The following is a 23,684-nucleotide window of genomic DNA, read 5'->3' as shown; positions in this document are numbered from 1 at the left end:
CTTCGTCGTGCGGGCCCCTTCCTCTCCCCGAGGGGAGAGGAATTTAGGCCGCCACTCTCACCTTCGGGGCCGCCTGACGGACCCCTTCGTCGACGTGTTCGGCGAACTGGGCGAAGTTTTCTACGAACAGATCCACCAGCTTGGCCGCAGTCGCATCATAGGCGTCCTTGTCAGCCCACGTCGCGCGCGGATCGAGGATTGCGCTATCCACGCCGGGCACGCTGACCGGGACCTGGAAGCCGAAATTCGGGTCCGTCCGGAACTCGGCATCGTTTAGGCTCCCATCCAACGCGGCGTTCAGCAAAGCCCGCGTCGCCTTGATCGGCATGCGGTTGCCGATACCGTACTTGCCGCCGGTCCAGCCGGTGTTGACCAGCCAGCAATCGACCCCACCCTTCGCGATGCGCTCCTTGAGCAAATTGCCGTATACCGAAGGATGCCGCGGCATGAACGGCGCGCCGAAGCACGTCGAGAAGGTCGCGTCCGGCTCGGTCACGCCGATCTCCGTCCCGGCGACACGCGCGGTGTAGCCCGAGAGGAAATGGTACATCGCCTGGTCGGGCGTCAGCTTGGCGATCGGCGGCAGCACGCCATACGCATCCGCGGTCAGCATCACGATGTTGCGCGGCACCGGCCCCATATTCTCGGCGGACGCATTCGGGATGAAGTCGATCGGATAAGCCCCGCGGCTGTTCTCGGCGAGCGTGTGGTCGTTGAGATCGAGCAGGCGCGTCGCCGGATCCATCACGACATTCTCGAGCACCGTCCCGAACCGCTTTGTCGTCGCGAAGATCTCCGGCTCGGCGTCGGCGGAGAGGCGGATCATCTTGGCGTAGCAGCCGCCCTCGAAATTGAAGACCGCGGTGTCGGACCAGCCATGCTCGTCGTCGCCGATCAGCGTCCGGCTGGCATCGGCCGACAGCGTCGTCTTGCCGGTGCCCGACAGCCCGAAGAACACCGCGGTGTCGCCGTTCGCGCCCATGTTCGCCGAGCAATGCATCGGCATCACGCCGGTCGGCGGCAGCAGATAGTTGAGCAGGCCGAACACCGACTTCTTCATCTCGCCGGCGTATTTCGTGCCGCCGATCAGGATCAGCTTGTCGGTGAAGTTCACCGCGATCACCGTCTCGCTGCGACAGCCGTGCCGCGCGGGATCGGCGCGGAAGCTCGGCAGGTCGACGATCGTATAGTCGGCGACGAAATCGTTCAGCGCCGCCTGTTCGGGCCGGACCAGCATCGTCCGGATAAACAGATTGTGCCACGCGAGTTCGGTGACGACGCGAACGTTGACGCGGTGATCGGCCTGCGATCCGCCGTACAGATCCTGCACGAACAGCTCGTCCTTCTGCGCCAGCACCGCGAAGAAATCTTCCTTCAGCGCGGCGAAATGCGTGGGCTCCATCGTCTTGTTGCTCTTGCCCCACCACACGGTCGCGTCGGTCTCGGCATCGCGGACGATGAACTTGTCCTGCGCCGATCGCCCGGTATGCGCGCCGGTCTCGACGACCAGCGGACCGTCGGCGGACAGCGTCCCCTCGTTCCGCTCCAGCGCGGCCTCGACGAGCTGCGCGGTGACCAGGTTCCAGTGTAAATTGGCGCGGGTTTCGATCCCCTGCGCGGATAGGCCGACGGCCGGAATACGCTCGCTCGACACGGGCTCTCTCTCCTAAGTTTTTATCGCATACGTATGTATGTCGTTGCGCCCGGCTGTACGGGTCAGCTTTCCACCGGTCAAATCCACTGAGCCACGACGCTGTCCCGATACGGCTCTAGTTGAGTGCCGCGGCGGTTTGCCCTACGCCGACACGCCAACGACCGAGGCAAAGCTTCCCAGATGACGGCAACGATCGCGCTGGTCGACGACGACCGCAACATCCTGACATCCGTGTCGATCGCGCTGCAGACCGAGGGCTTCGTCACGCGCGTCTATTCGGACGGCGAGACCGCGCTGAAGGCGCTAACCGACAATCCGCCCGATCTCGCGGTGTTCGACATCAAGATGCCGCGGATGGACGGGCTCGAACTGCTCCGCCGGCTGCGCGAGAAGAGCCAGATCCCGGTGATTTTCCTCACCAGCAAGGACGACGAGCTCGACGAGGCGCTCGGGCTCGCGATGGGCGCGGACGATTACATCGCCAAGCCGTTCTCGCAACGTCTGCTGATCGCCCGCATCCGCGCGATCCTGCGCCGTACCGAGCTGACGCAATCGCCGGGGACGGAGACCGAGGCAGAGGCTGCCGGGCCGCTGGATCGCGGTCGTCTCAGCATGGACCCTGCGCGGCACCGGACCCTGTGGGGTGGCGAGCCTGTTACGCTGACCGTCACTGAATTCATGATCCTCGAGACGCTCGCGCAGCGCCCCGGCATCGTCAAGACGCGCAACCAGCTAATGGATGCGGCGTACCAGGACGACATCTATGTCGACGACCGGACCATCGACAGCCACATCAAACGACTCCGCCGCAAATTCAGGCAGGTCGATCCCGCGTTCGACGCTATCGAGACATTATATGGTGCCGGGTATCGATTTTCTGAGGAATGAGCTGGGGGTCGACGGGCGCGATCTCACGCTGCGCTGGTCGGGCCAGATCTCGCTCACGCGGCGGATTCTCGCGGTCAACATCTTCGCATTGCTGCTGCTGGCGGGCGGGTTCTTTTATCTCGATTCCTACCGCAGCCGGGTGGTCGACAACCGTGTCGCACAGACCGCGCGTGAAGCGCGGCTGATCGGCGAGGCGATCGCTGCGGTCGACCCGGCGTTACGCGATCCACTGGTGCTCAGGCTGGCGCGCGATACCGGCTCGCGGATCCGGTTGTTCGACGGGACGGGACGGACGACCGTTGACAGCCGCGTGCTGGGCCTGCGCAATTTCGTGCTGATGGACCCGGACAAGGAAGATTGGGACCAGACGATCGCCCGCTTCCTGGACGCGGCGATCGACGTCATCGTCATGGCACCACGCCCGCCGCTCTACCGAGAGCGCAGCGGTACGCAGCAATGGCCCGACGTGACGGCGGTCCGCGGACGCAGCATGGTATCGACGACGGTCTGGCGGGCGCCCGATCGTACGCCGGTGCTGACCGCCGCCGCGCCGCTGCCGATGGGCGGCGTCGTGATGACCACGGTCAACGCACGCGATATCACCAAGACGGTGCGCATCGAGCGGTTCCGGCTCAGCATGGTGCTGCTCGGCGTGTCGATCGTCTCGATCCTGCTGTCGCTGTTCCTCGCGCGTACAATCGTTCGGCCGCTCCGCCGCCTTGCGCGTGCCGCGGTGCGGGTTCGCCTGGGTCGTGCTCGCGAAGTGGTGGTTCCCCGCCTCCCTTCGCGCCGTGACGAACTCGGCATGCTCGCGCGCGCACTCTCCGACATGAGCCTCGCGCTCAGGGCCCGCATCGATGCCACCGAGGCGTTTGCCGCCGACGTCACACACGAGATGAAGAACCCCCTCGCCTCGCTCCGGTCCGCGGTCGAGGGGCTTTCGCGCGTCAAGGATCCGGCGCTCCAGGCGCAGTTGCTCGCGATCGTCCGCGACGATGTCCGCCGGCTCGACCGCCTGCTCTCCGACATCTCCGAAGCGTCGCGGCTCGACGCACAGCTCAGTCGGGCGAAGTTCGAGCCCGTCGACGTCGCGGCGATGATCGACGGGCTCGTCGCGCAACGCGACGCACGCGGGGTCGAGCGTGGTATCCGCCTCCGGTTCGATCGCAACCCCGACGATCGCACGGTCATACTCGGCGAAGGCGCGAGGCTCGAACGGGTCTTCGAAAATTTGATCGACAACGCGCTCTCCTTCTCGCCCGACGCAGGCCTGATCGCGATCTCCGCCATCCGCGAAGGCGAGGACCTCGTCATCCGCGTCGAGGACGAAGGTCCCGGCGTTCCGGAAGAAGCGCGCGAAGACGTGTTCAAGCGCTTCCACTCGGTCCGCCCTGACAGCGAGACGTTCGGCCAGCATTCTGGATTAGGGCTGGCGATCGCGCGGACGATCGTCGACGGCCACCAGGGCACGATCTTCGTCGAATCCCGCGAAGACCGGCTCGACGGCGCGCGGTTCGTGGTAAGGCTACCGCTCGCCGACATGCCGGAGTAAAGACGCTTGGTGGTCGTCCCCTCCTCCGACAGGCTCCACGCCACCACGGTCGCCATCGGCGGCGTGGCGGTCATGATCGAGGGCGTGTCCGGATCGGGCAAGTCCGACCTCGCGTTGCGCCTGATCGACCGCGGTGCCGTCCTCGTCAGTGACGACCAGACGCTCGTGATCCGCGCCGGCAAAATGCTCCGCGCCCGCGCACCGGCGACGATCGCCGGCCGGATCGAAGTCCGGGGGATCGGTATCCTCGCCATGCCCTATGTCGAGGATGTTCCCGTCGGCCTGCTTGTCCGCGTCGATGGCGCGATAGACCGCATGCCCGAACGCCGCGCCCGAAAAATCGCCGGGATCGAAATCCGTCAGTTCGCGGTCGATCCGTTCGAAGCTTCCGCCCCGATCAAGGTCGAACTCGCATTGCGCAATCCGGAGCCTCTAGAATGATGTGTTCGCCATGACTCGACCGAAGGACATCCTACTCGTCACCGGCATGTCTGGGGCGGGCAAGTCGACCGTCCTCAAGACGCTCGAGGATCTCGGCTGGGAGGTCGTCGACAACCTCCCGCTGTTGCTGCTCGACCGCCTCCTCGATGCACCGCTTCCCGAAGGATCGACCGACGATTCGCGACCGCTCGCGATCGGTATTGGCGCAAGGACCCGCGATTTCGATCCGGAGCGGATCATCCGCCGGATCCGCGATCTGCGTGATCGGCACGGCTTGGAGGTCGGGATCCTGTTCCTCGATTGCTCCGGTAGCGAGCTCGAACGCCGCTATTCCGAGACGCGGCGGCGGCACCCGCTCGCGCTCGATCGTCCCGCCAATGACGGCATCGGTCGCGAGCGCGAGCTGCTCGCCCCGTTGCGCGACTGGGCGAACCGGCTGATCGACACCACCGACATGGCGGCGAACGAGCTCGCCCAACAAATCCGCACGAGCTTCGGTGGCGACGACCTCGGTGAGCCGACGCTGTCGATCCGATCGTTCGGGTTCGCCCGCGGGCTACCGCGCAACGCCGATCTGGTGTTCGACATGCGCTTTCTCCGTAATCCGCACTGGGACGCAGCACTGCGTCCCGGTACCGGGCTCGACGCAGACGTCTCTGCCTACATCATCGAAGATCCCGCCTACGAAGCCGCAGTGAGTCGAATCGAGGAGCTGCTGATGTTGTTGCTCCCGCGCTACCGGGCGGAGGGCAAGTCCTACGTCACGGTGGCATTCGGGTGTACCGGAGGGAGACACCGGTCGGTGCATGTCGCCGACCGTGTCGCCCGACGGTTGCGCGACGCGGGATTTTCGCCCAGTATCGTCCACCGCGACCTGGGGGCCGCTCCACAAGATGCGCTCGAAGGATCACCGGTCGTCTTATGAGTATGAAACGCTGATATGATCGGCCTTGTTCTAGTAACCCACGGTCGATTGGCTGAGGAATTCGTTCGCGCGATGATCCATGTCGTCGGCCCGCAAGAACGCGTCGAGCCGATCGCGATCGGTCCCGACGACGATATGGAAGAGCGCCGCGCGGATATCGCCGCCGCGATCCAGGCGGTCGATGTCGGCCGCGGCGTGATCGTGCTGACCGACCTGTTCGGCGGCACACCCTCCAATCTCGCCATCTCGCTGATGGAGCGCGGGCGGATCGAGGTGATCGCGGGGATGAACCTGCCGATGCTGATCCGGCTCGGCTCCGCGCGGAAATTGATGACAGTCGTCGCTGCGGTCGCGGCCGCACGGGAGGCGGGTCGCAAATATATCTCGGTAGCGTCCGAGGTTCTCGGCGAGGCAGCTGCGTGAGCCAGGTCTCGCGCACCGTCCAGATCACCAACCGCCGCGGGCTTCACGCGCGGGCCAGCGCCAAGTTCGTCACGCTCGCCTCCTCGCATCCGGTCGAGGTTAGCGTCACGAAGGACGGTTCGGATCACGTCACCGGCACTTCGATCATGGGGCTGATGATGCTTGGCGCGGCGATGGGCGACGCGATCACGATCAGCGCGAGCGGCGATGGCGCGGAGCATACGGTGGCTGCGCTGGCCGAACTGGTCGAGGCGAAGTTCGGCGAGGATTGACGATCTTCCCCCCTCCCGCTTGCGGGAGGGGTCGGGGGAGGGCATGAGCGACGGCGTGTTTACAAACCCCTCCCCCAACCCCTCCCGCACGCGGAAGGGGCGCTAGATGCCCCGCGAGATAACCGCCTTTTCGAACCCGCTGATCAAGTACGTCCGCGATCTGCGCGACAAGCGGCATCGGCGTGCGGCCAGGCAATTCCTTGCCGAGGGCCTGCGCATCCTCACCGAAGCGCGCGAGACCGGCCGCCTGCCCCGCACCTTGTTCTATGCAGCGGCCAGCGCGAACCATCCGTTGGTGCACGCGCTGTCGATGGACGTCGAGGATGCCGGCGGTGATTCGATCCAGACAACGCCCGATATTCTGTCGAAGCTGTCGGGCAAGGATAACCCGCAGGCGGTCGTCGGCGTGTTCGACGAGTTCGACGCGACGCTCGAAGACCTCGACCGCACCAGCGCCGGCATCTGGCTCGTCGCGGAACGGCTGCGCGATCCCGGCAATCTTGGCACGATCCTGCGCACCGGCGACGCGGTCGGCGCGGGTGGACTGATCCTGATCGGCGAGTCGGTCGACCCCTTCTCGGTCGAGGCGGTCCGCGCGAGCATGGGCGCGCTGTTCACGATACCCGTGGTGAAGACCGAATGGGCGCCGTTCCACACCTGGCTGCGCACCGGTCCTGGCCAGCTCGTCGGGCTCAGCCTCGACACCAACACCGACTACCGGTCCGCGACCTACACCGGCCCGACCTTCCTGCTCACCGGCAACGAAGCGCAGGGGATGCCGCCCGAAATGGCCGAGGCGTGCGACGTGCTCGTGAAGATCCCGATGCTCGGCAAGGCCGACAGCCTCAATGCTGCCGTCGCGACTGCCGTGATGGCCTACGAAGTGCTTGCACGGCAGGGGAAATCCGAAACTCTCGCCTGAACCTACGAATTTGGCCCGTTTGGCGATGCTTAGCGAGTCCGGTTCAGCTAAGGGAGAGCTGCGACGTGCGATAGCGTCGACCAGATACGGCAAGACAGGACGATTATGGCGCGCGGTTTCGACGATGGACGTTTCAAGAACGGCATGATGCGATCGGCGATTGCGGTGGTCGCAACGCCGATGCTGATGGCGACACCGCTGTTCGCACAGCAGGTTACGCCGCCCGTTGTCGTGCCGACTGTGCCTGCGGTCATGCCGACGCCGACGCTGGCGCCTCCGGTCATCACCGTACCGCCCCTGAGCGACACGCAGGCCGCCTTGCTCGACAAGCTGCTCAATGGCGACATCGTCGCACAGGGCCTGAAGTCCGCCGCCACGGTATCGACCAGCGCGCCGAGCAAGGACGAACTCGTCCGTGCCGCGCTCGACCATGCGCGCGCGGTGCATGCCGGTCGTCTCAGCGGCGCCGATTTCCAGAAGGATTGGGGCCTGCGCCCGCCCGCCTATGATCCAACCCCGGCGTTTGCCGACGCGGTCCGGCTCGATCGGATCGCCGCGTGGTTCGCGTCGCTGCCGCCGCCCTATGCCGGCTATGACGGGCTTCGTAAGGGCCTCCAGAATTACCGATCGATCGCCGCTACGGGGGGCTGGTCTCCGCTGGCGTCCGGCCCGGACTTCACGATCGGCGCATCCGGTCCGCGCGTGCTGGCGCTGCGCAAGCGGCTGGCGGCCGAGGACAAGGACGTCTCGACGAGCGGCGACAAATTCGATGCCGCGCTCGTCGACGCGGTGCGCCGTGCGCAACGACGCTACGGCCTCAACCCCAGCGGGATCGTCTCGACGCAGACGCTGGCTGCGCTCAATGTGTCGGCAACCGACCGCGTGCGTCAGATCATGGCGAACATGGAGCGCTGGCGCTGGCTGCCGCAGGACCTGCCGCGCGACCGGATCCAGGTGAACATCGCCGCCGCCGTGCTGACCGTGTTTGATGGCGACACGCCGGTGCAGTCGATGCGCGCGGTCACCGGGCGACCGGGCGACGAAACGCCGATGCTCTCGTCGACGATCCACAGCATCGTCATCAACCCGCCCTGGAACGTGCCGACGTCGATCGCTACGAAGGAATTGTGGCCGAAGGAACGCGCGAACCCGGGCTATTTCAAGCGCAACGGCATCAAGGTGATCGACGGCACGCGACTTCAGCAACAAGCTGGCGACCAGAGCGCTTTGGGGCGGTTCAAGTTCGACTTCGCCAACGATTATTCGGTGTACCTCCACGACACGCCGAGCCGTGCGAAGTTCGCAAGCTTCAGCCGGCTTGCGAGCCATGGCTGCGTTCGCCTTGAAAAGCCTGCCGAACTTGCCGACTTGTTGCTCAAGGGTGACCCCGCGTGGACGCCCGAGATGGTCGATGCCGCGGTTGCCAAGGGTGACACGGTCCGTGCTCGCCTGACCAAGCCTGTGTCGGTCTATCTGCTCTACTGGACCGCGTTTGCCAGCGGCAACGGCCAGATGAACTTCCGCGCTGATCCCTATGACTGGGACGGTATCCTCGCCTCCAAGATCGAGGCGCGCACCGCACGCCAGACGATCGCCGCACGCTGAGAGGGTCAGACATGACGATTTCCACCCGCACCCGTACCGCCATCGCCGGCGGCCTGCTAGCCGCCATGGCGCTGGCCGGCTGCTCTCGTTCCGAGCCTGAGCAGCCGCCGACGGACACCAACATGGTCGAGGATACCGGCGTGACCGAGACCGAGGCGGCCCCTGCCCCGGTCGAGGCGGCACCGGTCGAAGCCGCACCGGCAGCACCCGCTGTGGTCGAACCGCCACGCGAAAAACCGGTCGCGCCGGACGAGCAGATGCTTGACGATGCCGACGCCACGGGCATGACCGCTCGGGTTACGCGCGATGAGGCTCCGGTAGAGAACGACGCCGAACCGCAGCAGTAATGTGTTCTCCTGCGCATGCAGGAGTCCAGGGTTACGGGTGTTGACGTTTGTAACCCTGGACTCCTGCCTTCGCAGGAGAACCTAAGCCATCACGCCGCCATCGCCGCCATGACCCGGTCGCGCAGTGCAACGGGGCAGATCAGCAGGTCGGGCATGTAGACATCCCGACAATTATACACCAACGGCGACCCGTCGATCCGGCTGCAATGCAACCCGAACGCCGCCGCCACCGCGACCGGCGCGGCGGAATCCCACTCATACTGCCCGCCAGAATGCAGGTAGATATCCGCCTCGCCGCGGACCACCGCCATCCCCTTTGCGCCGGCCGAGCCCATCGGGATCAGCATCGCTCCCAGGACCTCGGCGACCTTCACCGCCTCGGGCGCGGGCCGCGTCCGGCTGACGACCATCCGCAGCGGATCGGCCGGTGGCGGTACGGGCACGGGTTGATCCGAGCGCAGGACGAGCCCCAATCCCGGCAGCGCGACCGCGCCGACCGTCGCGACCCCGTCGATCGCAAGCGCGACATGCACCGCCCAGTCGTCGCGCGCCTCGCCATATTCGCGCGTTCCGTCGACCGGATCGACGATCCACACGCGCGACATCGCCGTCCGCGTCCCGTCGCACCGCCGCTCCTCCGACAACAGACCGTCGTTCGGCCGCGCATCCTGCAGCGCGTGAACGAGGAAGGCGTTCGCGGTCTCGTCCCCGGCCTTGCCGAGCGCGCCGGGCGAGAACACGCCCGACCGTCGCACTTCGAGCAGCAACCGCCCCGCCGTCTCGGCCAGATGCGCGGCGAGTTCGCCGTCGGTCATCACGCTCATGGGATCAGCATCGCGACGATCGCATCGGCCGCCTCGTCGGGAGTCATGCCCGACGTGTCGATCCGGATCTCCGGGTTGGCCGGCGCTTCATAGGGGGAGTCGATCCCGGTGAAGTTGGTCAGTTTCCCCGCCCGGGCCTTCGCATACAGCCCCTTCACGTCGCGGCGCTCCGCCTCCGCGAGCGGCGTGTCGATATGCACCTCGATGAACTCGCCCGGCGCCATCATCTGCCGCACCATCTCACGCTCGGCGCGGAACGGCGAGATGAACGCGGTGATCACGATCAGCCCGGCATCGGTCATCAGCTTGGCGACCTCGCCGACGCGCCGAATATTCTCGACCCGGTCGGCATCGGTGAAGCCGAGGTCGCGGTTCAGCCCGTGGCGGACATTGTCGCCGTCCAGCAGGAACGTGTGCCGGTTCATCCGGGCCAGCTTCATCTCGACCAGATTGGCGATCGTCGACTTGCCCGCACCCGACAGCCCCGTGAACCACAGCACCGCCGCCTTCTGGTTCTTCAGCGCGGCGTGCGCCTCACGGCCGATATCGGTCGCCTGCCAGTGTACGTTCTGCGCACGCCGGAGCGAGAAGTGCAGCATCCCCGCCGCCACCGTCGCGTTGGTGATCTTGTCCACTAGGATGAACCCGCCGAGCTGGCGATTATCCCCATAGGACTCGAACACCAGCGGCCGGTCGGTCGAGAGGTTAGCAACGCCGATCGCGTTCAGTTCGAGCGTCTTGGCAGCAAGCCGCTCCATCGTATTGACATTGATCTGGTATTTCGGCTGCTGGACCGTCGCCGTCACGGTCTGCGTGGCGAGTTTCAGCCAATAGGGACGTCCCGGCAGCATCTCCTCGTCCGCCATCCACACGACGGTCGCCTCGAACTGATCGGCAGCCTCGGGCGGCGATTCCGCGGCAACGATGACGTCGCCGCGCGAGCAATCGATCTCGTCCGCCAAGGTCAACGTCACCGATTGCCCGGCGACGGCCTTCTCCAGGTCGCCGCCAAAAGTAACCACGCGCGCGATCGTCGAGGTGCGTCCGCCCGGCAGGATGCGCACCGGATCTCCCGGTGCGATCGAGCCACTCGCGACCAGCCCTGAAAAACCCCGGAAATCGAGGTTTGGGCGGTTCACCCACTGTACCGGCATCCGGAACGCGTCGGCCTGATCCTCGCTGACGTCGAGCGTCACCGTGTCGAGATGGTCGATCAGCGTCGGGCCGTCGTACCAGCGCGTGTTCGCACTCTGGGTCGTGATGTTGTCGCCCTTGAAGCCGGAGATCGGCATCGGCGTAAAACCGGCGATCCCGATCGACTCCGCGAACGCCGCATAGTCCGCCACGATCCGGTCGTAGGTCGCCTGCTCGTACCCGACGAGGTCCATCTTGTTCACCGCCAACACGAGGTGCCGGATGCCGATCAGGTGCGCGAGATAGCTGTGGCGCTTGGTCTGCGTCAGGATGCCCTTGCGCGCATCGACCAGGATCACCGCGAGATCGGCGGTCGACGCACCGGTGATCATGTTGCGCGTATATTGCTCGTGCCCCGGCGTATCCGCGACGATGAACTTGCGCTTCTCGGTCGAGAAATAGCGATAGGCGACGTCGATCGTAATGCCCTGCTCGCGCTCGGCGGCGAGCCCGTCGACCAGCAACGCGAAATCGATCTCCTGGCCTTGCGTACCGACCTTCTTCGAATCGCTCTCCAGCGCAGCGAGCTGATCCTCGAAGATCATCTTAGAATCATACAGCAACCGCCCGATAAGCGTGGACTTTCCATCGTCCACTGACCCGCAGGTGATGAACCGGAGCAGGCTCTTATGCTGGTGCTGGAACAGATAGGCGTCGATGTCCTCGGCGATGATGTCTTGCACCTGATAGGCGGACTCTTGCACGCGCGTTGCCATCAGAAATAGCCCTCCTGCTTCTTCTTCTCCATGCTGGCCGAGCCCGCGTCGCGGTCGATCGCGCGGCCCTGGCGTTCGCTGGTAGTAGTCAGCAGCATCTCCTGGATCACCGCGGACAGGTTGTCGGCCTCGCTCTCGACCGCGCCCGTCAACGGATAGCAACCCAGCGTGCGGAAGCGGATCGAGCGTTCGACCGGCACCTCGCCAGGCTCGAGCCGAAAGCGATCGTCGTCGACCATCAGCAGCATGCCGTCGCGCTCGACGGTAGGGCGCGGTGCAGCGAAATAGAGCGGGACGATCGGGATGTCCTCGAGCTGGATATATTGCCAGACATCGAGTTCGGTCCAGTTCGAGATCGGGAAGACGCGGATGCTCTCGCCCTTCGCTTTGCGCGCATTGTAGAGGTTCCACACCTCGGGGCGCTGCTTCTTCGGGTCCCAGCGATGATGCGCGGCGCGGAACGAGAAGACGCGCTCCTTCGCGCGGCTCTTCTCCTCGTCGCGCCGTGCACCGCCGAACGCCGCGTCGAACCCGTGAAGATCGAGCGCCTGCTTGAGCCCCTCGGTCTTCCACATATCGGTGTGGAGCGCGCCGTGGTCGAACGGGTTGATCCCGCGCGCCTCGGCCTCGGGGTTCTTGTAGACGAGCAGCTCCATGCCGCTCTCCGCCGCCATCCGGTCGCGCAGGTCGTACATCGCCTTGAACTTCCACGTCGTATCGACGTGCAGCAGCGGGAATGGCGGCGGCGACGGGTAGAAGGCCTTGCGCGCGAGATGCAGCATCACCGCGGAATCCTTGCCGACGCTGTAGAGCATCACCGGGCGCTCGCACTCGGCGACCACCTCGCGCAGGATGTGGATGCTCTCCGCCTCGAGCCGCTGGAGATGCGTGAGCGACACGGGGCCGGTATCTGGAAGTTTCGTCATCCCCCTCGACGTAGGGCGTCGGGGCGGCGCGTACAGCATCGTATTTCTCGCCCGCCCCAAAGATCGAGCATTACCCCTTGATCGGGTCCATCATCAGCGGGGCATGGCGATCGACCAGCGTTGCGCTCGCCGTGTTGAGGCCGATGACCTCGACCTCGCGACCGTGGCGACGCAGTTTGCCGACGACATCTTCTAGCGCGGCGACTGCCGTGACGTCCCAGAGATGCGCGTTGGTCAGGTCGATACGGACAGCGCGGGCCGCCTCGCGCAGGTCGAACCGGTCGGCGAAGATGTCGGCGCTGGCGAAGAAGATCTGCCCGCTTACTCGGTAGATACGCGTGTCGCTTGCCACGTCATGATCGATTGCGACGTCCATCATCCGCGTCACCTTCCACGCGAAGAACACGCCGCTGAGCAGCACGCCGACCCCGACTCCGAGCGAAAGGTCGTGCGTCGCGACGGTGACGACGACGGTCGCGACCATCACCACGCTCGACATCTTCGGGTGCCGCGCGAGGTCGCGGAGCGAGCCCCAGGAGAAGGTGCTGATCGACACCATGATCATGATCGCGACCAGCGCCGCGACCGGCACCTGCGCGACCCATGGCCGCAGCGGGACCATGACGATCAGCAGGAACACGCCCGCGACCATCGTCGAGAGCCGCCCGGTGCCGCCATAGCGGACATTGCCGACGGTCTGGCCGATCATCCCGCACCCGGCGATGCCGCCGAACGCGCCCGCCGCGATGTTGGCGAGGCCGAGCCCCGTGCACTCGCGCGCCTTCGAACTGGTGGTCTCGGTGAGTTCGTCGACCACGCTGGCGGTCATCATCGATTCAAGCAGGCCGACCGCGGCCATCGCGAACGCATAGGGCGCGACGATCCGCAGCGTGTCCCAGGTGAGCGGCACGTCCGGCAGCCCGAACGACGGCAGCGAATCCGGCAGGCGACCGAGATCGCCGACCGTCTTCAGCGGCATCGGGAACCACATCGCGATCGCGGTGAGGACGACGATGCAGATCAGCGGCGACGGGATCGCGCTAGAGATGCGAGGCATGAGGTAGATGAGTGCGAGGCCGCCGGCGATCATCACATACGCCTGCCAGCTGACGCCGACCATCTGCGGCACCTGCGCCGAGAAGATCAGGATGGCGAGCGCGTTGACGAAGCCGGCATGGACTGACTTCGAGACGAACCGCATCAATATGTCGAGCTTGGCGAGCCCGAAGGCGATCTGGAGTGCGCCCGCGAGGATCGTCGCGACGAGCAGATATTGCAGGCCGTGCGCGTGGACGAGCGCGGCGGCGACCAGCGCGACGGAGCCTGCCGCACCGGAAATCATCGCGGGGCGCCCGCCAGCGACCGCGATGACGATGCCGATCACGAAAGAGGCGAACAGGCCGACTTGGGGATCGATGCCGGCAACGAACGAGAAGGCGATGACCTCGGGGATCAGCGCGAAGGTGCCGACCATGCCGGCGAGAACGTCACGGCGCGCAGCCGTGGGGCCGCTGAACCATTCGGCTCGGTAACGAGAATATGATGTCATGTGTGTATCCGCATAGGACGCGAGAACCGCGGCGGTTGCGCGGGCGGTTCGTGATAAAAGCGTCGGTGCGTTGTCCGGCGGATCGGCGGCCGGAATAGCCACCCGGAATTGCACCGGGTCCAAGCGAGTGGGGGTTCGTTAGCGGAGAGTGTGCTGCGTGGCAACAATCGGCCTGTATTACCCCGTCGGTATAATCCTCGATCGCGACGTCGCGCATGCGCCCCTCCACCTACCTGCCGTCACCCCAGCAAAAGCTGGGGTATCTCTCGGGGCAGATGTCGCACGCCAAACAGGGATACCCCAGCTTTCGCTGGGGTGACGGATAGAGCGGGTAACGGACAACGCGGCGTGACGGGGTTTTACGAAGAGGCGGCTAGCCCGGCCTACGTATAAAGATCCACGACCTCTGCCCCCTCGCCCACCGCCTGCAACAGCAAGGTTCGGTGGCAATGGCATGGGTCGCGTTCGTAACAGAGCAGCGCGCTCGGCTTCTCCGCGGCGAGCCCGAGCATGATCGCGGCCTGCGCCTGCGCCTCGGGAAGTTCGAGTTGCTCATCGTACACCGCGGTAAGCGTCGCTACGTCGCCCTTCTTTGCCGCGTCACGTCCGCGCTTCGGCGTTCCGAGCGCCTTCAGATGCACATAGTCGATATCGACCTCGCGCAACGACGCAGCCAGCGAGGTCTTCGAGAACCCCGGCCGCCGCGACAACGGGAGCGCGCGGACGTCGATCACCCGCTCCACCCCCGCCGCCTTCAGCGTGCTGAGGAAATCGGCCATCGTCGTGGCTTCGTAGCCGATCGTGAAGATCTTCGCGGGGTGGGTCATGAAGGCGAAGTGGGATTACACCGCTGGCACGACAACCGCTGACATGACACGCGTCCCGCGCTATCTGACCGGAATGACCCACGATATTCACGTCATCGGCGGCGGCCTCGCCGGTTCCGAAGCCGCCTGGCAACTCGCAGAAGCGGGCCTCAAGGTCCGCCTTTCCGAAATGCGCGGCAGCGGCGAAGGCACGCCCGCGCACCAGACCGACGGGCTCGCAGAACTCGTCTGCTCGAACAGTTTTCGCTCGGACGATGCCGACAGCAACGCGGTTGGCCTGCTTCATCAGGAACTGCGCACGCTCGGTTCGCTGATCATGCGCCAGGCGGACATCCACCGCGTCCCCGCGGGCTCCGCGCTCGCGGTCGATCGCGACAATTTCTCGAACAGCGTGACCGAGGCGATCGACCAGCATCCGAACATCACCCTCGTTCGCGAACGCGTCGACGCACTCCCGGATGGTCCGACGATCATCGCCACCGGTCCGCTCACCGCCGCATCGCTGGCGGCAGGCATCGGCGCGGAGACCGGCCGCGAGGCGCTCGCCTTCTTCGATGCGCTCGCGCCGATCGTCCACCGCGATTCGATCGACATGGACACCGCCTGGTTCGCATCGCGCTGGGACAAGGGTGAGGGCAAGGATTACATCAACTGCCCAATGGACAAGGACCAGTATCTCGCCTTCCACCAGGGCTTGGTCGACGGCGAGAAGACCCCGTTCAAGGACTGGGAGAAGGACACGCCGTATTTCGACGGCTGCATGCCGATCGAGGTGATGGCGGAGCGCGGCGTCGATACGCTGCGCTATGGTCCGATGAAGCCGGTCGGGCTCGACAACCCGAAGACCGGTCGCTGGCCGCACGCCGTCGTCCAGCTTCGGCAGGACAATGCGCAAGGCACGCTGTGGAACATCGTCGGCTTCCAAACCAAGCTGAAGCATGCCGACCAGGTCCGTCTATTCCGCACGATCCCCGGTCTCGAGAATGCGGAGTTCGCGCGGTTGGGCGGGCTGCATCGCAACACCTTCATCCGCTCGCCCGAACTGCTCGACGAGACGCTGCGATTGAAGTCGCGCCCGAAGATCCGCTTCGCCGGGCAGATCACCGGGTGCGAGGGGTATATCGAGAGCTGCGGGATCGGCATGCTCGCAGGGTTGTTCGCGGCGGCCGAACTGACGGGCAAGACGTTGACGCCGCCACCGTATGCAACCGCGCTCGGCGCGTTGCTCGGCCACATCACCGGCGGTGCGGAGGCGGAGACGTATCAGCCGATGAACGTGAACTTCGGCCTGTTCCCGCCGATTCCCGGCCGCACCAAGAAGACCGATCGCAAGAAGATGTACACCGATCGCGGCCGCGCGGCGTTTGCGGAGTGGCTCAACTCTCCTCGGCAGCAGCCTGAACCGGTGGACAATTTACCCGAGCTGGCCCCTTCCGCTTGACCGCGGTCGTGGCGAATTCGGGCGCGGTCATCGCGCCCGATTTGTCACGATCCGCGTCGGCGAATTTGGTCGCCGCCTTCACCGCCCACTCGTCGAACGAAAGCTTCCCGTCGCCGTCCACGTCGAGCCGCGCGTAAGCCTTGCGCCGCTGGACGAGGTATTCCTCCCGCGTGATCTTCGCATCGCGGTCCTTGTCGTAGCGATCGAAGCGCTTCTGCTCGCGGGTCTTGTCGGTGGCTTGGGGCACGGCGTCGGGTAGCGGATCTAAAGCGAGTGCGGACCCGCCGATCTGCGACGTGGGTTGCGCTGGCAGAATGGGCCCCGGCCTCGCTTTGCCGCTGAACAGCATGAACCCCGCGACGATCAACCCTATCACCGCCGCACCACCCGTCAGGTATCGCCACATCGTCCCGCCCCCGCTGCCGCCCGTCATCCGGCGGGATGCTAGGCGCCCCGACGATCGTTCCCAACCCGATTGGTCAGTATCCGGTCAATCTGTGCCGCAGTAGACGCGCGATCCGTCGGGTGGGGGCAATTGCACCGTCGGCGGCCGCTGTTGCGTCGAACTGGGCCATCAGCGCCATCGCGCCCAGGGATCGACCGCGACGGGGCCATCGTCCGGTAAAGGCCGCTCGGAACCGCACCTTCGCCAGACTTCGCGCCCGCGCCGCGACGCGCGGATCCGTCATGCCGAGCGCCAAGTCGACGAGTGCCCAGCCCTCTCCGGCCAGCGCGATACGAGGATCATGCACGCCCAGGATCGTTCCGGCTGCTGCGAACAGCCGCCCGCCCCGATCCTTAGCGAACAGCGCGATCGCCGTGTCCGTAAGCTCTTCCTGCAGCAGCATTTCCCAGCCATCGGTCATCGCCGCGAGCGAACTGCCCGATACGCCGTGCGGCTGAACCACCTGCGCGATCGCCTGCAACATTGGCTCCTGCGGCGCCGCAGCCTCGTCGAGCCGTCCAAGCGCCTCGTACCACCATGTCAGCCGCATTTGTCCGACCATCGGCTCGCGCGTCGACCGGACGATCGCCGCCAACCGGTCATCAAGCGCGAACAGGGCCGCGAGACCGGGCCGCATTGCGGTCGGGGCGTAGCTGAGGGCAAGCGCGAAGGTGGCGGTGTCTCGGGTCATTCGGGTGCGATAGCGGAGCAACCCCCCGCACAGAAGCCGCATCGAGCGCCGAAGCCCGTTGGTTACGGCGCTGTTTACCATCTCTCTTGAGCCAAGCTTACCGGGTCATCCCGCATGGCACACCGGGCTCATCACAAGCCGACACGGGAATCGACGATGCGAAGTAAAGTGGCAAAGGCAAATACGGTTCTGGGACGCCTGCGCCGCGACATCCGGGGCAATACGCTCGCGATCATGGCCGCAGCCTTGATACCGTTATGTGCCATTGCCGGTTCGGCGATCGACATGGCACGGCTGTATGTCGTGAAAAGCCGCATGCAGCAGGCCTGCGACGCGGGTGTGCTGGCAGGACGGAAGTTCATGACCGACAGCGAGAGCAAGACGCTGGAGAAAACCGCGGCCGACCAAGCAGGGATATTCTTCGCGAACAACCTGCGCGCCGGCTGGATGGGCACGTCGAACGTCAATTTCGTACCCGTCAAGACAACCGAGAACCGGGTCGCCGGCACCGCGACGGTCGTGGTGCCGATGACCATCATGAAGGCGTTCATGGCGCCAGACGTCACGCTCAGCGTCACCTGCGAAGCACGCTACGACGTTGCCGACACCGACGTCCTATTCGTCCTTGATACAACCGGATCGATGGCGTGCCTGCCGTCGGACAGCGAAGCCACCTGTTCGGCCTATGTGAACACCCAGGTCAACAATAACGCCATCACGAGCTATTCTCGCCCGGCCAGGGTGCCGGCCGATGCAGCCTCCGGATACGACGGTCTGGACCAGACCAATGGGTATGCCGGGACGGTCGGCTATGCCGTTCCCGAAAAAAGCGGATCGCGCATTGCCGCGCTCCGCAAGGCGGTGGTCGACTTCTATTCGACGATGGATTCGAACATTCAGGCGACGACGCATGTTCGCTACGGTTTCGTGACCTACAGTTCCAGCGTCAATACGGGTGCCGCAGTGCAGGCCAAATCGATGGGCTACATGATCGGCAGCCCGGGCGCGCGGACGACATGGGACTATCAGTCCCGTAAGGTGACTGCCGACAGGAAAGAAGGCATTCCGATAATCACGACGAACACGACGAGCCAGAAGCTCTGCCCGACGGCGGCCAACCCGATGGTCACGCGGACACCTAGTGCAACCCCTAGTCAACCTTTCACCTACAACCCCTCCACTCTGCGCGCCACGGTCGCGACCCAGTATTGGGATACGGTCTTCAAGGTGTGTACGACGTCCACGCAGACCGTCAGCGCCGTATGGACGTACCAATCCTATCCCTGGGACGTCACGAACTATGTCGCCGGGAACAGCGTCACCGATCCCACCGAAATCAATGGCGCATCGTCGGCGTGGCTGGGCTGTATCGAGGAACGCGTCACCACGGCCAAGGCCATGACGTTCGATACGGATAACCTGCCTGCCGACCTCGATCCCGATCTCGTGCCATCCAACGATGACACACGGTGGCGTCCGCTCTGGCCGGACGTCGAGTATCAGCGGTTTTCGTCGACCAACGTCTTTACCACCAACACGATCAACGTGAACGACAATGGCGGCAATGCAAATCTTTGGGAAAAGATGAACTCGCCAACCAAGCAGAAGGGAGGATGGGTCGCGTGCGGCAAGCCCGTCCAGCGGTTGACTACAATGACCAAGGCGCAAGTACAGGCGTATGTTTCTGCGGCGGATTTCGTGGCTCTGGGCGGGACCTATCACGATGTCGGGATGATCTGGGGTACTCGAATGATGTCGACGTCCGGCATTTTCGCGGATGACAATGCGCCATGGCCCGGCCGCGGCGCAACCAACAAGGTGATCATCTTCCTAACCGACGGCGACATGTCGCCTTCCCCCTATGGCTATGGCTTGTACGGGATGGAATATTATGACGGGCGAGTAACCGGCGGCGATCTTGGGACGGACCGGCAGAAAGCCTATCACAATGCTCGATTACTGGCGGAATGCGCAAAGGCGCAGGACATGCAGATCGACGTCTGGACCGTATCGATCGCGCCAAGCGCCACCGCGGAGATGACGAAGTGCGCCACGACGGCGGATCAGGCGCTGTTCACCACGAGCGGCGAGGATCTGTCGGCGGCGTTCATCAGGATCGCCAAGCAAGTTGCCCGGCTACGGTTGTCGAAATGATCCGCCAAACCAAGATCCGCGTTCGCCGCAGCCGAAACCTCGCATCGGACCGAAGGGGCGCGACAATCATCGAATTCGCGATGGTGATCCCTGTCCTGATGATCCTCCTGATGGGGCTGTTCGATCTGGTGCATCAAATCTACGCGCAGTCGATTCTGGACGGCGCCCTGCAGAAGGCGGCACGGGATTCCGCCATCGAGGGCGGCGCAGCAAACGCGGGGACGTTCGACGATCAAGTCTGGAAGATGGTCAAGATGGTGGCGCCCGGCGCGACCTACGAGGCAAAACGCAAGAGCTATTCGACATTCCAGTCGATGAAACCCGAAGACTTCACTGACAAGAACGGCGACAAGATCTGCAACAACAGCGAAACCTTCACCGACATCAATGGTAACGGCACCTGGGATGCGGATCCCGGGCTGACCGGTCAGGGCGGTGCCGAGGACGTGACCCAATATACGATGACCGTCACCTACCAGCGCCTGTTCCCGGTAGCGGGACTGATGGGCTGGCCATCGACGATGAGCATCGCGGCAACCACGTTACTGAAGAACCAGCCGTATGATTCTCAACGCGTCCCGGTCGCCAATCCGAATGGGAAATGCAAGTGAGCAGGTTGAACGCTCTGCCGATGGCATCGGCCGCCCGTAAGGATCGCGCGGTCACCCGGCTGCGAACCGACCGCAGCGGTCTGGCGCTCATGGAGTTCGCGCTCGGCCTGCCTCTGGTGCTGACCATTGGCCTTTACGGCGTAGAGACGGCGAACTTGGCGCTCGCCAATCTTCGCGTCAGTCAGATCGCACTCAATCTTGCCGACAATGCGTCGCGGGTCGGGCTCGCGAGCAGTCTCACCACGGTGCAGTTGCGCGAAGTCGACATGAACGACGTGCTGCAGGCTTCGCGCATTCAGGGCGGGCGGATCAACCTGTCGAAATATGGACGGGTCACCGTCTCCAGCCTGGAGAACGCATCGGGGACGCAGCGCATCCACTGGCAGCGCTGCTTCGGTTTGATGAAGGGCGCCGGGTATGATTCGACTTACGGCACGACGTTGGCCACTGACGGTACCGACGACAAGCCGGCTACTCAGGGTACCGATGTGAGTACCGGCAAGGGCGCTAATGCCGGCATGGGTGACGCTGGAGCGAAGGTGACCGCACCGTTGTATTCAGGCGTCATGTTCGTCGAGGTCAATTATCAATATCAGCCGATTGCGCCGTATTGGATGACGGGCCCGAGGCGCCTTCACTACATCGCGTCGTTCATCGTGCGCGACAACCGCGACTTTACGCAGATCTACAATCCCAATCCGGGTGCGAGCAAATCCACCTGCGATATCTACGCAGCGTGACTGGACGGGACCGCGGCCGGATGGTCGCAGTCCCGTCGTAATCAATTACTTGTAGGTCACCTTCTTCACCGCCGTCACGACCTTCGCGACATCGACCAGCATCAGCTTTTCGAGGTTGGCCGCGTAGGGCATCGGCACGTCTTCGTTGGTCACGCGTAGCACCGGGGCGTCGAGGTCGTCGAAGCCGTGTTCCATCACCACCGACACGATCTCCGAGGCGATCGAGCAGGTTGCCCAATTCTCTTCGACGATGATCATGCGGTTGGTCTTGGCGAGGCTCTTCAGCACCGTCTCGGTGTCGAGCGGGCGCAGCGTGCGCAGATCGATGACCTCCGCGTCGATGCCTTCCTCGGCAAGCTTCTCAGCGGCTTCGAGCGAAATGCCGACGCCGATCGAGTAGCTGACGATCGTCACGTCCTTGCCCTCGCGGACGATCCGCGCCTTGCCGATCGGCAGGACGTGGTTGTCGAGCTTGGGGACGTCGAAGCTGCGGCCGTACATAAGTTCGTTCTCGAGGAACACGACCGGATCCTCGGTGCGGATCGCTGCTTTCAGCAGGCCCTTCGCATCCGCCGCATCATACGGCGCGATCACGATCAGGCCGGGGACGCTGGCATACCACGCCGCGAAGTTGTGCGAATGCTGAGCACCCACACGCGACGCCGCACCGTTGGGACCACGGAACACGATCGGGCAGCGCATCTGGCCGCCCGACATGTAGTTGGTTTTGGCGGCCGAGTTGATGATGTGGTCGATCGCCTGCAACGCGAAGTTGAAGGTCATGAACTCGACGATCGGGCGGAGGCCACCCATCGCCGCGCCTGCGCCGATGCCGGCAAAGCCGTATTCGGTGATCGGCGTGTCGATCACGCGACGGTCGCCGAACTCGTCGAGCAGCCCCTGCGTGACCTTGTACGCGCCCTGATACTGCGCGACTTCCTCGCCCATCACGAAGACGCGGTCGTCCTCGCGCATTTCCTCGGCCATCGCGTCGCGCAGGGCTTCGCGGACGGTCGTCTTGACCATCTCGGTGCCCTCGGGGATCGCCGGGTCGGAGAGGCCGACCTTCTCCGCCGACGCGACGAGCTGCTGCGTGCCGCTCTCGGCCTTGGCGGGCGACGCGCCTTCGGGAACCGGGGGTGCCTTGTCGTCCGATGGCGTTTCCTTCGGCGCGGCGTTGGCCGCATCGCCGGAGCGTGCCTCGGTTGGCTTGGCGTCGCTCGCGCTCTCGCCCTCTTCGAGGATCGTCGCGATGACGGTGCCGACCTTCACGTTGTCGGTGCCCTCGGGGACGGCGATCGAACCGATCGTGCCTTCGTCGATCGCCTCGAACTCCATCGTCGCCTTGTCGGTCTCGATCTCGGCGAGGATGTCGCCCGACTTGACGCTGTCGCCTTCCTTGACGAGCCACTTGGCCAGTGTGCCCTCTTCCATCGTCGGGGAGAGCGCGGGCATCTTGATCTCGATCGCCATCAGTACTTCTCCACCAGAACGTCGGTGTAGAGCTCGGCAGCATCCGGCTCCGGGGTCTGCTCGGCGAAATCGGCGGCTTCGTTCACGATTTTCCTGATTTCCTGTTCAAGGGACTTGAGGTCCGCCTCGGTCACGCCCTGCGCATCGAGCAGCTTCTTCATGTGATCGATCGGATCCGACTTGTCGCGAACCGCCTGGACCTCGTCACGCGTGCGGTACTTCGCCGGATCGGACATCGAATGGCCACGGTAACGGTACGTCTTCATCTCGAGGATGACCGGACCCTTGCCTGCGCGGACCCATGCCAGCGCTTCCTCGGCAGCACCGCGGCAGGCGAGCACGTCCATGCCGTCGACCTGGATGCCGGGAATGCGGAAGCTCTCGCCGCGGCGATACAGCTGGTCTTCGGCCGAGGCGCGATTGACGCTCGTGCCCATCGCGTACTGGTTGTTCTCGATCACGAAGATGATCGGCAGCTTCCACAGCTCGGCCATGTTGAAGCTCTCGTACACCTGGCCCTGGTTCGCGGCGCCGTCGCCGAAATAGGCCATGCAGATGCCGCCGTCGTTCGAGTATTTATGCTTGAACGCGAGGCCGGTGCCGAGCGAGACCTGCGCACCGACGATGCCGTGGCCGCCGTAGAATTTATGCTCGGTCGAGAACATGTGCATCGACCCGCCCTTGCCCTTCGAGATACCCGAATTGCGCCCGGTCAGCTCGGCCATGATCACCTTCGGGTCGATCCCGTAGGCGAGCATGTGGCCGTGATCGCGGTAGCCGGTGATCACCGAATCGGTCTCGCCGTTGAGCGCGGACTGAAGCCCGACAGCGACGGCTTCCTGGCCGATATACAGATGGCAGAAGCCACCGATCAGGCCCAAGCCATAGAGCTGGCCCGCTTTTTCCTCAAAACGGCGGATCAGCAGCATCTGCCGATACATTTCGAGCAGTTCGTCCTTCGACGCTTCGTACGGCTTTGGTTCGGCCGGTCGTTCGCGGTTCGTAATCGGCGGTTCGGCGATTGCGCGTGCTGGTGGGGGGGTCTTGGCCACGATGTGGGAAAC

The 23,684-nt window shown here is 64.7% G+C and carries 23 protein-coding genes and 1 other annotated feature; of the genes, 13 read left to right on the top strand and 10 right to left on the bottom strand.

Features of this window, described 5'->3' with window-relative positions:
* Positions 1-43: 43 nt before the first annotated feature.
* Positions 44-1,654, bottom strand: a complete 1,611-nt coding sequence (locus C8J46_RS00295) for a phosphoenolpyruvate carboxykinase (RefSeq protein WP_132733999.1) — start codon at positions 1,652-1,654, stop codon at positions 44-46.
* A 180-nt stretch (positions 1,655-1,834) separates the two neighbouring features.
* Here C8J46_RS00295 and C8J46_RS00290 point away from each other — a divergent pair, with 180 nt between their 5' ends.
* The 9 genes from C8J46_RS00290 to C8J46_RS00250 all read left to right on the top strand — a co-directional run bounded on the left by C8J46_RS00290 (position 1,835) and on the right by C8J46_RS00250 (position 9,029).
* Positions 1,835-2,542 (top strand): response regulator transcription factor, encoded by a 708-nt coding sequence (locus C8J46_RS00290; protein ID WP_056058673.1) that lies wholly within the window; start codon positions 1,835-1,837, stop codon positions 2,540-2,542.
* A complete protein-coding gene (locus C8J46_RS00285; RefSeq protein WP_132733997.1) occupies positions 2,511-4,094 on the top strand; it encodes a stimulus-sensing domain-containing protein in 1,584 nt (527 codons plus the stop codon). Before C8J46_RS00290 ends, C8J46_RS00285 begins: the two co-directional genes overlap by 32 nt.
* A gap of 6 nt (positions 4,095-4,100) precedes the next feature.
* Positions 4,101-4,535 carry an HPr kinase/phosphatase C-terminal domain-containing protein gene (locus C8J46_RS00280; protein WP_132733995.1) on the top strand — a complete coding sequence of 145 codons (435 nt, stop codon included), beginning with the start codon at positions 4,101-4,103 and terminating at the stop codon, positions 4,533-4,535.
* 10 nt (positions 4,536-4,545) lie between these two features.
* Positions 4,546-5,460, top strand: coding sequence for an RNase adapter RapZ (gene rapZ, locus C8J46_RS00275; protein ID WP_132733993.1), 915 nt, complete (start codon positions 4,546-4,548; stop codon positions 5,458-5,460).
* Between the two features lie 15 nt (positions 5,461-5,475).
* Positions 5,476-5,883 (top strand): PTS sugar transporter subunit IIA, encoded by a 408-nt coding sequence (locus C8J46_RS00270; protein WP_132733991.1) that lies wholly within the window; start codon positions 5,476-5,478, stop codon positions 5,881-5,883.
* Positions 5,880-6,155 (top strand): HPr family phosphocarrier protein, encoded by a 276-nt coding sequence (locus C8J46_RS00265; protein ID WP_132733989.1) that lies wholly within the window; start codon positions 5,880-5,882, stop codon positions 6,153-6,155. The genes C8J46_RS00270 and C8J46_RS00265 overlap by 4 nt, the downstream gene beginning before the upstream one ends.
* Before the next feature lie 106 nt (positions 6,156-6,261).
* Positions 6,262-7,077, top strand: coding sequence for an RNA methyltransferase (locus tag C8J46_RS00260; RefSeq protein WP_132733986.1), 816 nt, complete (start codon positions 6,262-6,264; stop codon positions 7,075-7,077).
* Positions 7,078-7,224: 147 nt separating this feature from the next.
* Entirely contained in the window at positions 7,225-8,682 is a 1,458-nt protein-coding gene (locus tag C8J46_RS00255; RefSeq protein ID WP_132735230.1) for a L,D-transpeptidase family protein, read from the top strand.
* An 11-nt stretch (positions 8,683-8,693) separates the two neighbouring features.
* Positions 8,694-9,029, top strand: coding sequence for a hypothetical protein (locus C8J46_RS00250; protein ID WP_132733984.1), 336 nt, complete (start codon positions 8,694-8,696; stop codon positions 9,027-9,029).
* A gap of 89 nt (positions 9,030-9,118) precedes the next feature.
* Here the strand turns inward: C8J46_RS00250 and C8J46_RS00245 are convergent, their stop codons facing one another.
* From C8J46_RS00245 to C8J46_RS00225, 5 genes are all read right to left on the bottom strand, one after another.
* Positions 9,119-9,844: a 3'(2'),5'-bisphosphate nucleotidase CysQ gene (locus C8J46_RS00245; RefSeq protein ID WP_132735228.1), complete on the bottom strand. Its 726-nt coding sequence runs from the start codon at positions 9,842-9,844 to the stop codon at positions 9,119-9,121.
* A 5-nt stretch (positions 9,845-9,849) separates the two neighbouring features.
* Entirely contained in the window at positions 9,850-11,763 is a 1,914-nt protein-coding gene (gene cysN / locus C8J46_RS00240; protein ID WP_132733982.1) for a sulfate adenylyltransferase subunit CysN, read from the bottom strand.
* Positions 11,763-12,689 carry a sulfate adenylyltransferase subunit CysD gene (gene cysD, locus C8J46_RS00235; RefSeq protein WP_132733980.1) on the bottom strand — a complete coding sequence of 309 codons (927 nt, stop codon included), beginning with the start codon at positions 12,687-12,689 and terminating at the stop codon, positions 11,763-11,765. Before cysD ends, cysN begins: the two co-directional genes overlap by 1 nt.
* A gap of 70 nt (positions 12,690-12,759) precedes the next feature.
* Entirely contained in the window at positions 12,760-14,238 is a 1,479-nt protein-coding gene (locus C8J46_RS00230) for a SulP family inorganic anion transporter (RefSeq protein ID WP_132733978.1), read from the bottom strand.
* Between the two features lie 68 nt (positions 14,239-14,306).
* Positions 14,307-14,362 (bottom strand) — a sequence feature (sul1 is cis-regulatory element that is thought to sense ions involved in sulfur or methionine metabolism; They are found in Alphaproteobacteria).
* Between the two features lie 259 nt (positions 14,363-14,621).
* A complete protein-coding gene (locus C8J46_RS00225; protein WP_132733976.1) occupies positions 14,622-15,065 on the bottom strand; it encodes a DUF488 domain-containing protein in 444 nt (147 codons plus the stop codon).
* A 73-nt stretch (positions 15,066-15,138) separates the two neighbouring features.
* Between C8J46_RS00225 and trmFO the strand changes: the two genes are divergently transcribed.
* A complete protein-coding gene (gene trmFO, locus C8J46_RS00220) occupies positions 15,139-16,506 on the top strand; it encodes a methylenetetrahydrofolate--tRNA-(uracil(54)-C(5))-methyltransferase (FADH(2)-oxidizing) TrmFO (protein ID WP_132735226.1) in 1,368 nt (455 codons plus the stop codon).
* Here trmFO and C8J46_RS00215 read toward each other — a convergent pair.
* Positions 16,442-16,912: an EF-hand domain-containing protein gene (locus tag C8J46_RS00215; RefSeq protein WP_132733974.1), complete on the bottom strand. Its 471-nt coding sequence runs from the start codon at positions 16,910-16,912 to the stop codon at positions 16,442-16,444. The genes trmFO and C8J46_RS00215 overlap by 65 nt on opposite strands.
* A 73-nt stretch (positions 16,913-16,985) precedes the next feature.
* Positions 16,986-17,642: a squalene/phytoene synthase family protein gene (locus tag C8J46_RS00210; protein WP_132733972.1), complete on the bottom strand. Its 657-nt coding sequence runs from the start codon at positions 17,640-17,642 to the stop codon at positions 16,986-16,988.
* Positions 17,643-17,798: 156 nt separating this feature from the next.
* Between C8J46_RS00210 and C8J46_RS00205 the strand changes: the two genes are divergently transcribed.
* From C8J46_RS00205 to C8J46_RS00195, 3 genes are read left to right on the top strand one after another with little or no spacing between them, the layout of a single operon-like run.
* Complete coding sequence (locus C8J46_RS00205; RefSeq protein ID WP_132733970.1) at positions 17,799-19,796, top strand: TadE/TadG family type IV pilus assembly protein; 1,998 nt, start codon at positions 17,799-17,801, stop codon at positions 19,794-19,796.
* The gene (locus C8J46_RS00200; protein ID WP_132735224.1) at positions 19,793-20,407 is read left to right on the top strand and encodes a TadE/TadG family type IV pilus assembly protein; all 615 of its coding nucleotides are present in this window, start codon (positions 19,793-19,795) and stop codon (positions 20,405-20,407) included. The genes C8J46_RS00205 and C8J46_RS00200 overlap by 4 nt, the downstream gene beginning before the upstream one ends.
* Positions 20,404-21,147, top strand: coding sequence for a histidine kinase (locus C8J46_RS00195; RefSeq protein WP_243643139.1), 744 nt, complete (start codon positions 20,404-20,406; stop codon positions 21,145-21,147). Before C8J46_RS00200 ends, C8J46_RS00195 begins: the two co-directional genes overlap by 4 nt.
* A gap of 45 nt (positions 21,148-21,192) precedes the next feature.
* Here the strand turns inward: C8J46_RS00195 and C8J46_RS00190 are convergent, their stop codons facing one another.
* Complete coding sequence (locus tag C8J46_RS00190; RefSeq protein WP_132733968.1) at positions 21,193-22,620, bottom strand: pyruvate dehydrogenase complex E1 component subunit beta; 1,428 nt, start codon at positions 22,618-22,620, stop codon at positions 21,193-21,195.
* Complete coding sequence (gene pdhA / locus C8J46_RS00185; protein ID WP_107955681.1) at positions 22,620-23,627, bottom strand: pyruvate dehydrogenase (acetyl-transferring) E1 component subunit alpha; 1,008 nt, start codon at positions 23,625-23,627, stop codon at positions 22,620-22,622. Before pdhA ends, C8J46_RS00190 begins: the two co-directional genes overlap by 1 nt.
* Between the last annotated feature and the right edge of the window lie 57 nt (positions 23,628-23,684).

The sequence above is a fragment of the Sphingomonas sp. PP-F2F-A104-K0414 genome (assembly GCF_004340945.1).
In the GTDB taxonomy this organism is placed as follows: Bacteria; Pseudomonadota; Alphaproteobacteria; order Sphingomonadales; family Sphingomonadaceae; genus Sphingomonas.
Note: the sequence above shows the minus strand (reverse complement) of the source record. Positions and strands in the feature narration are given on the sequence as shown.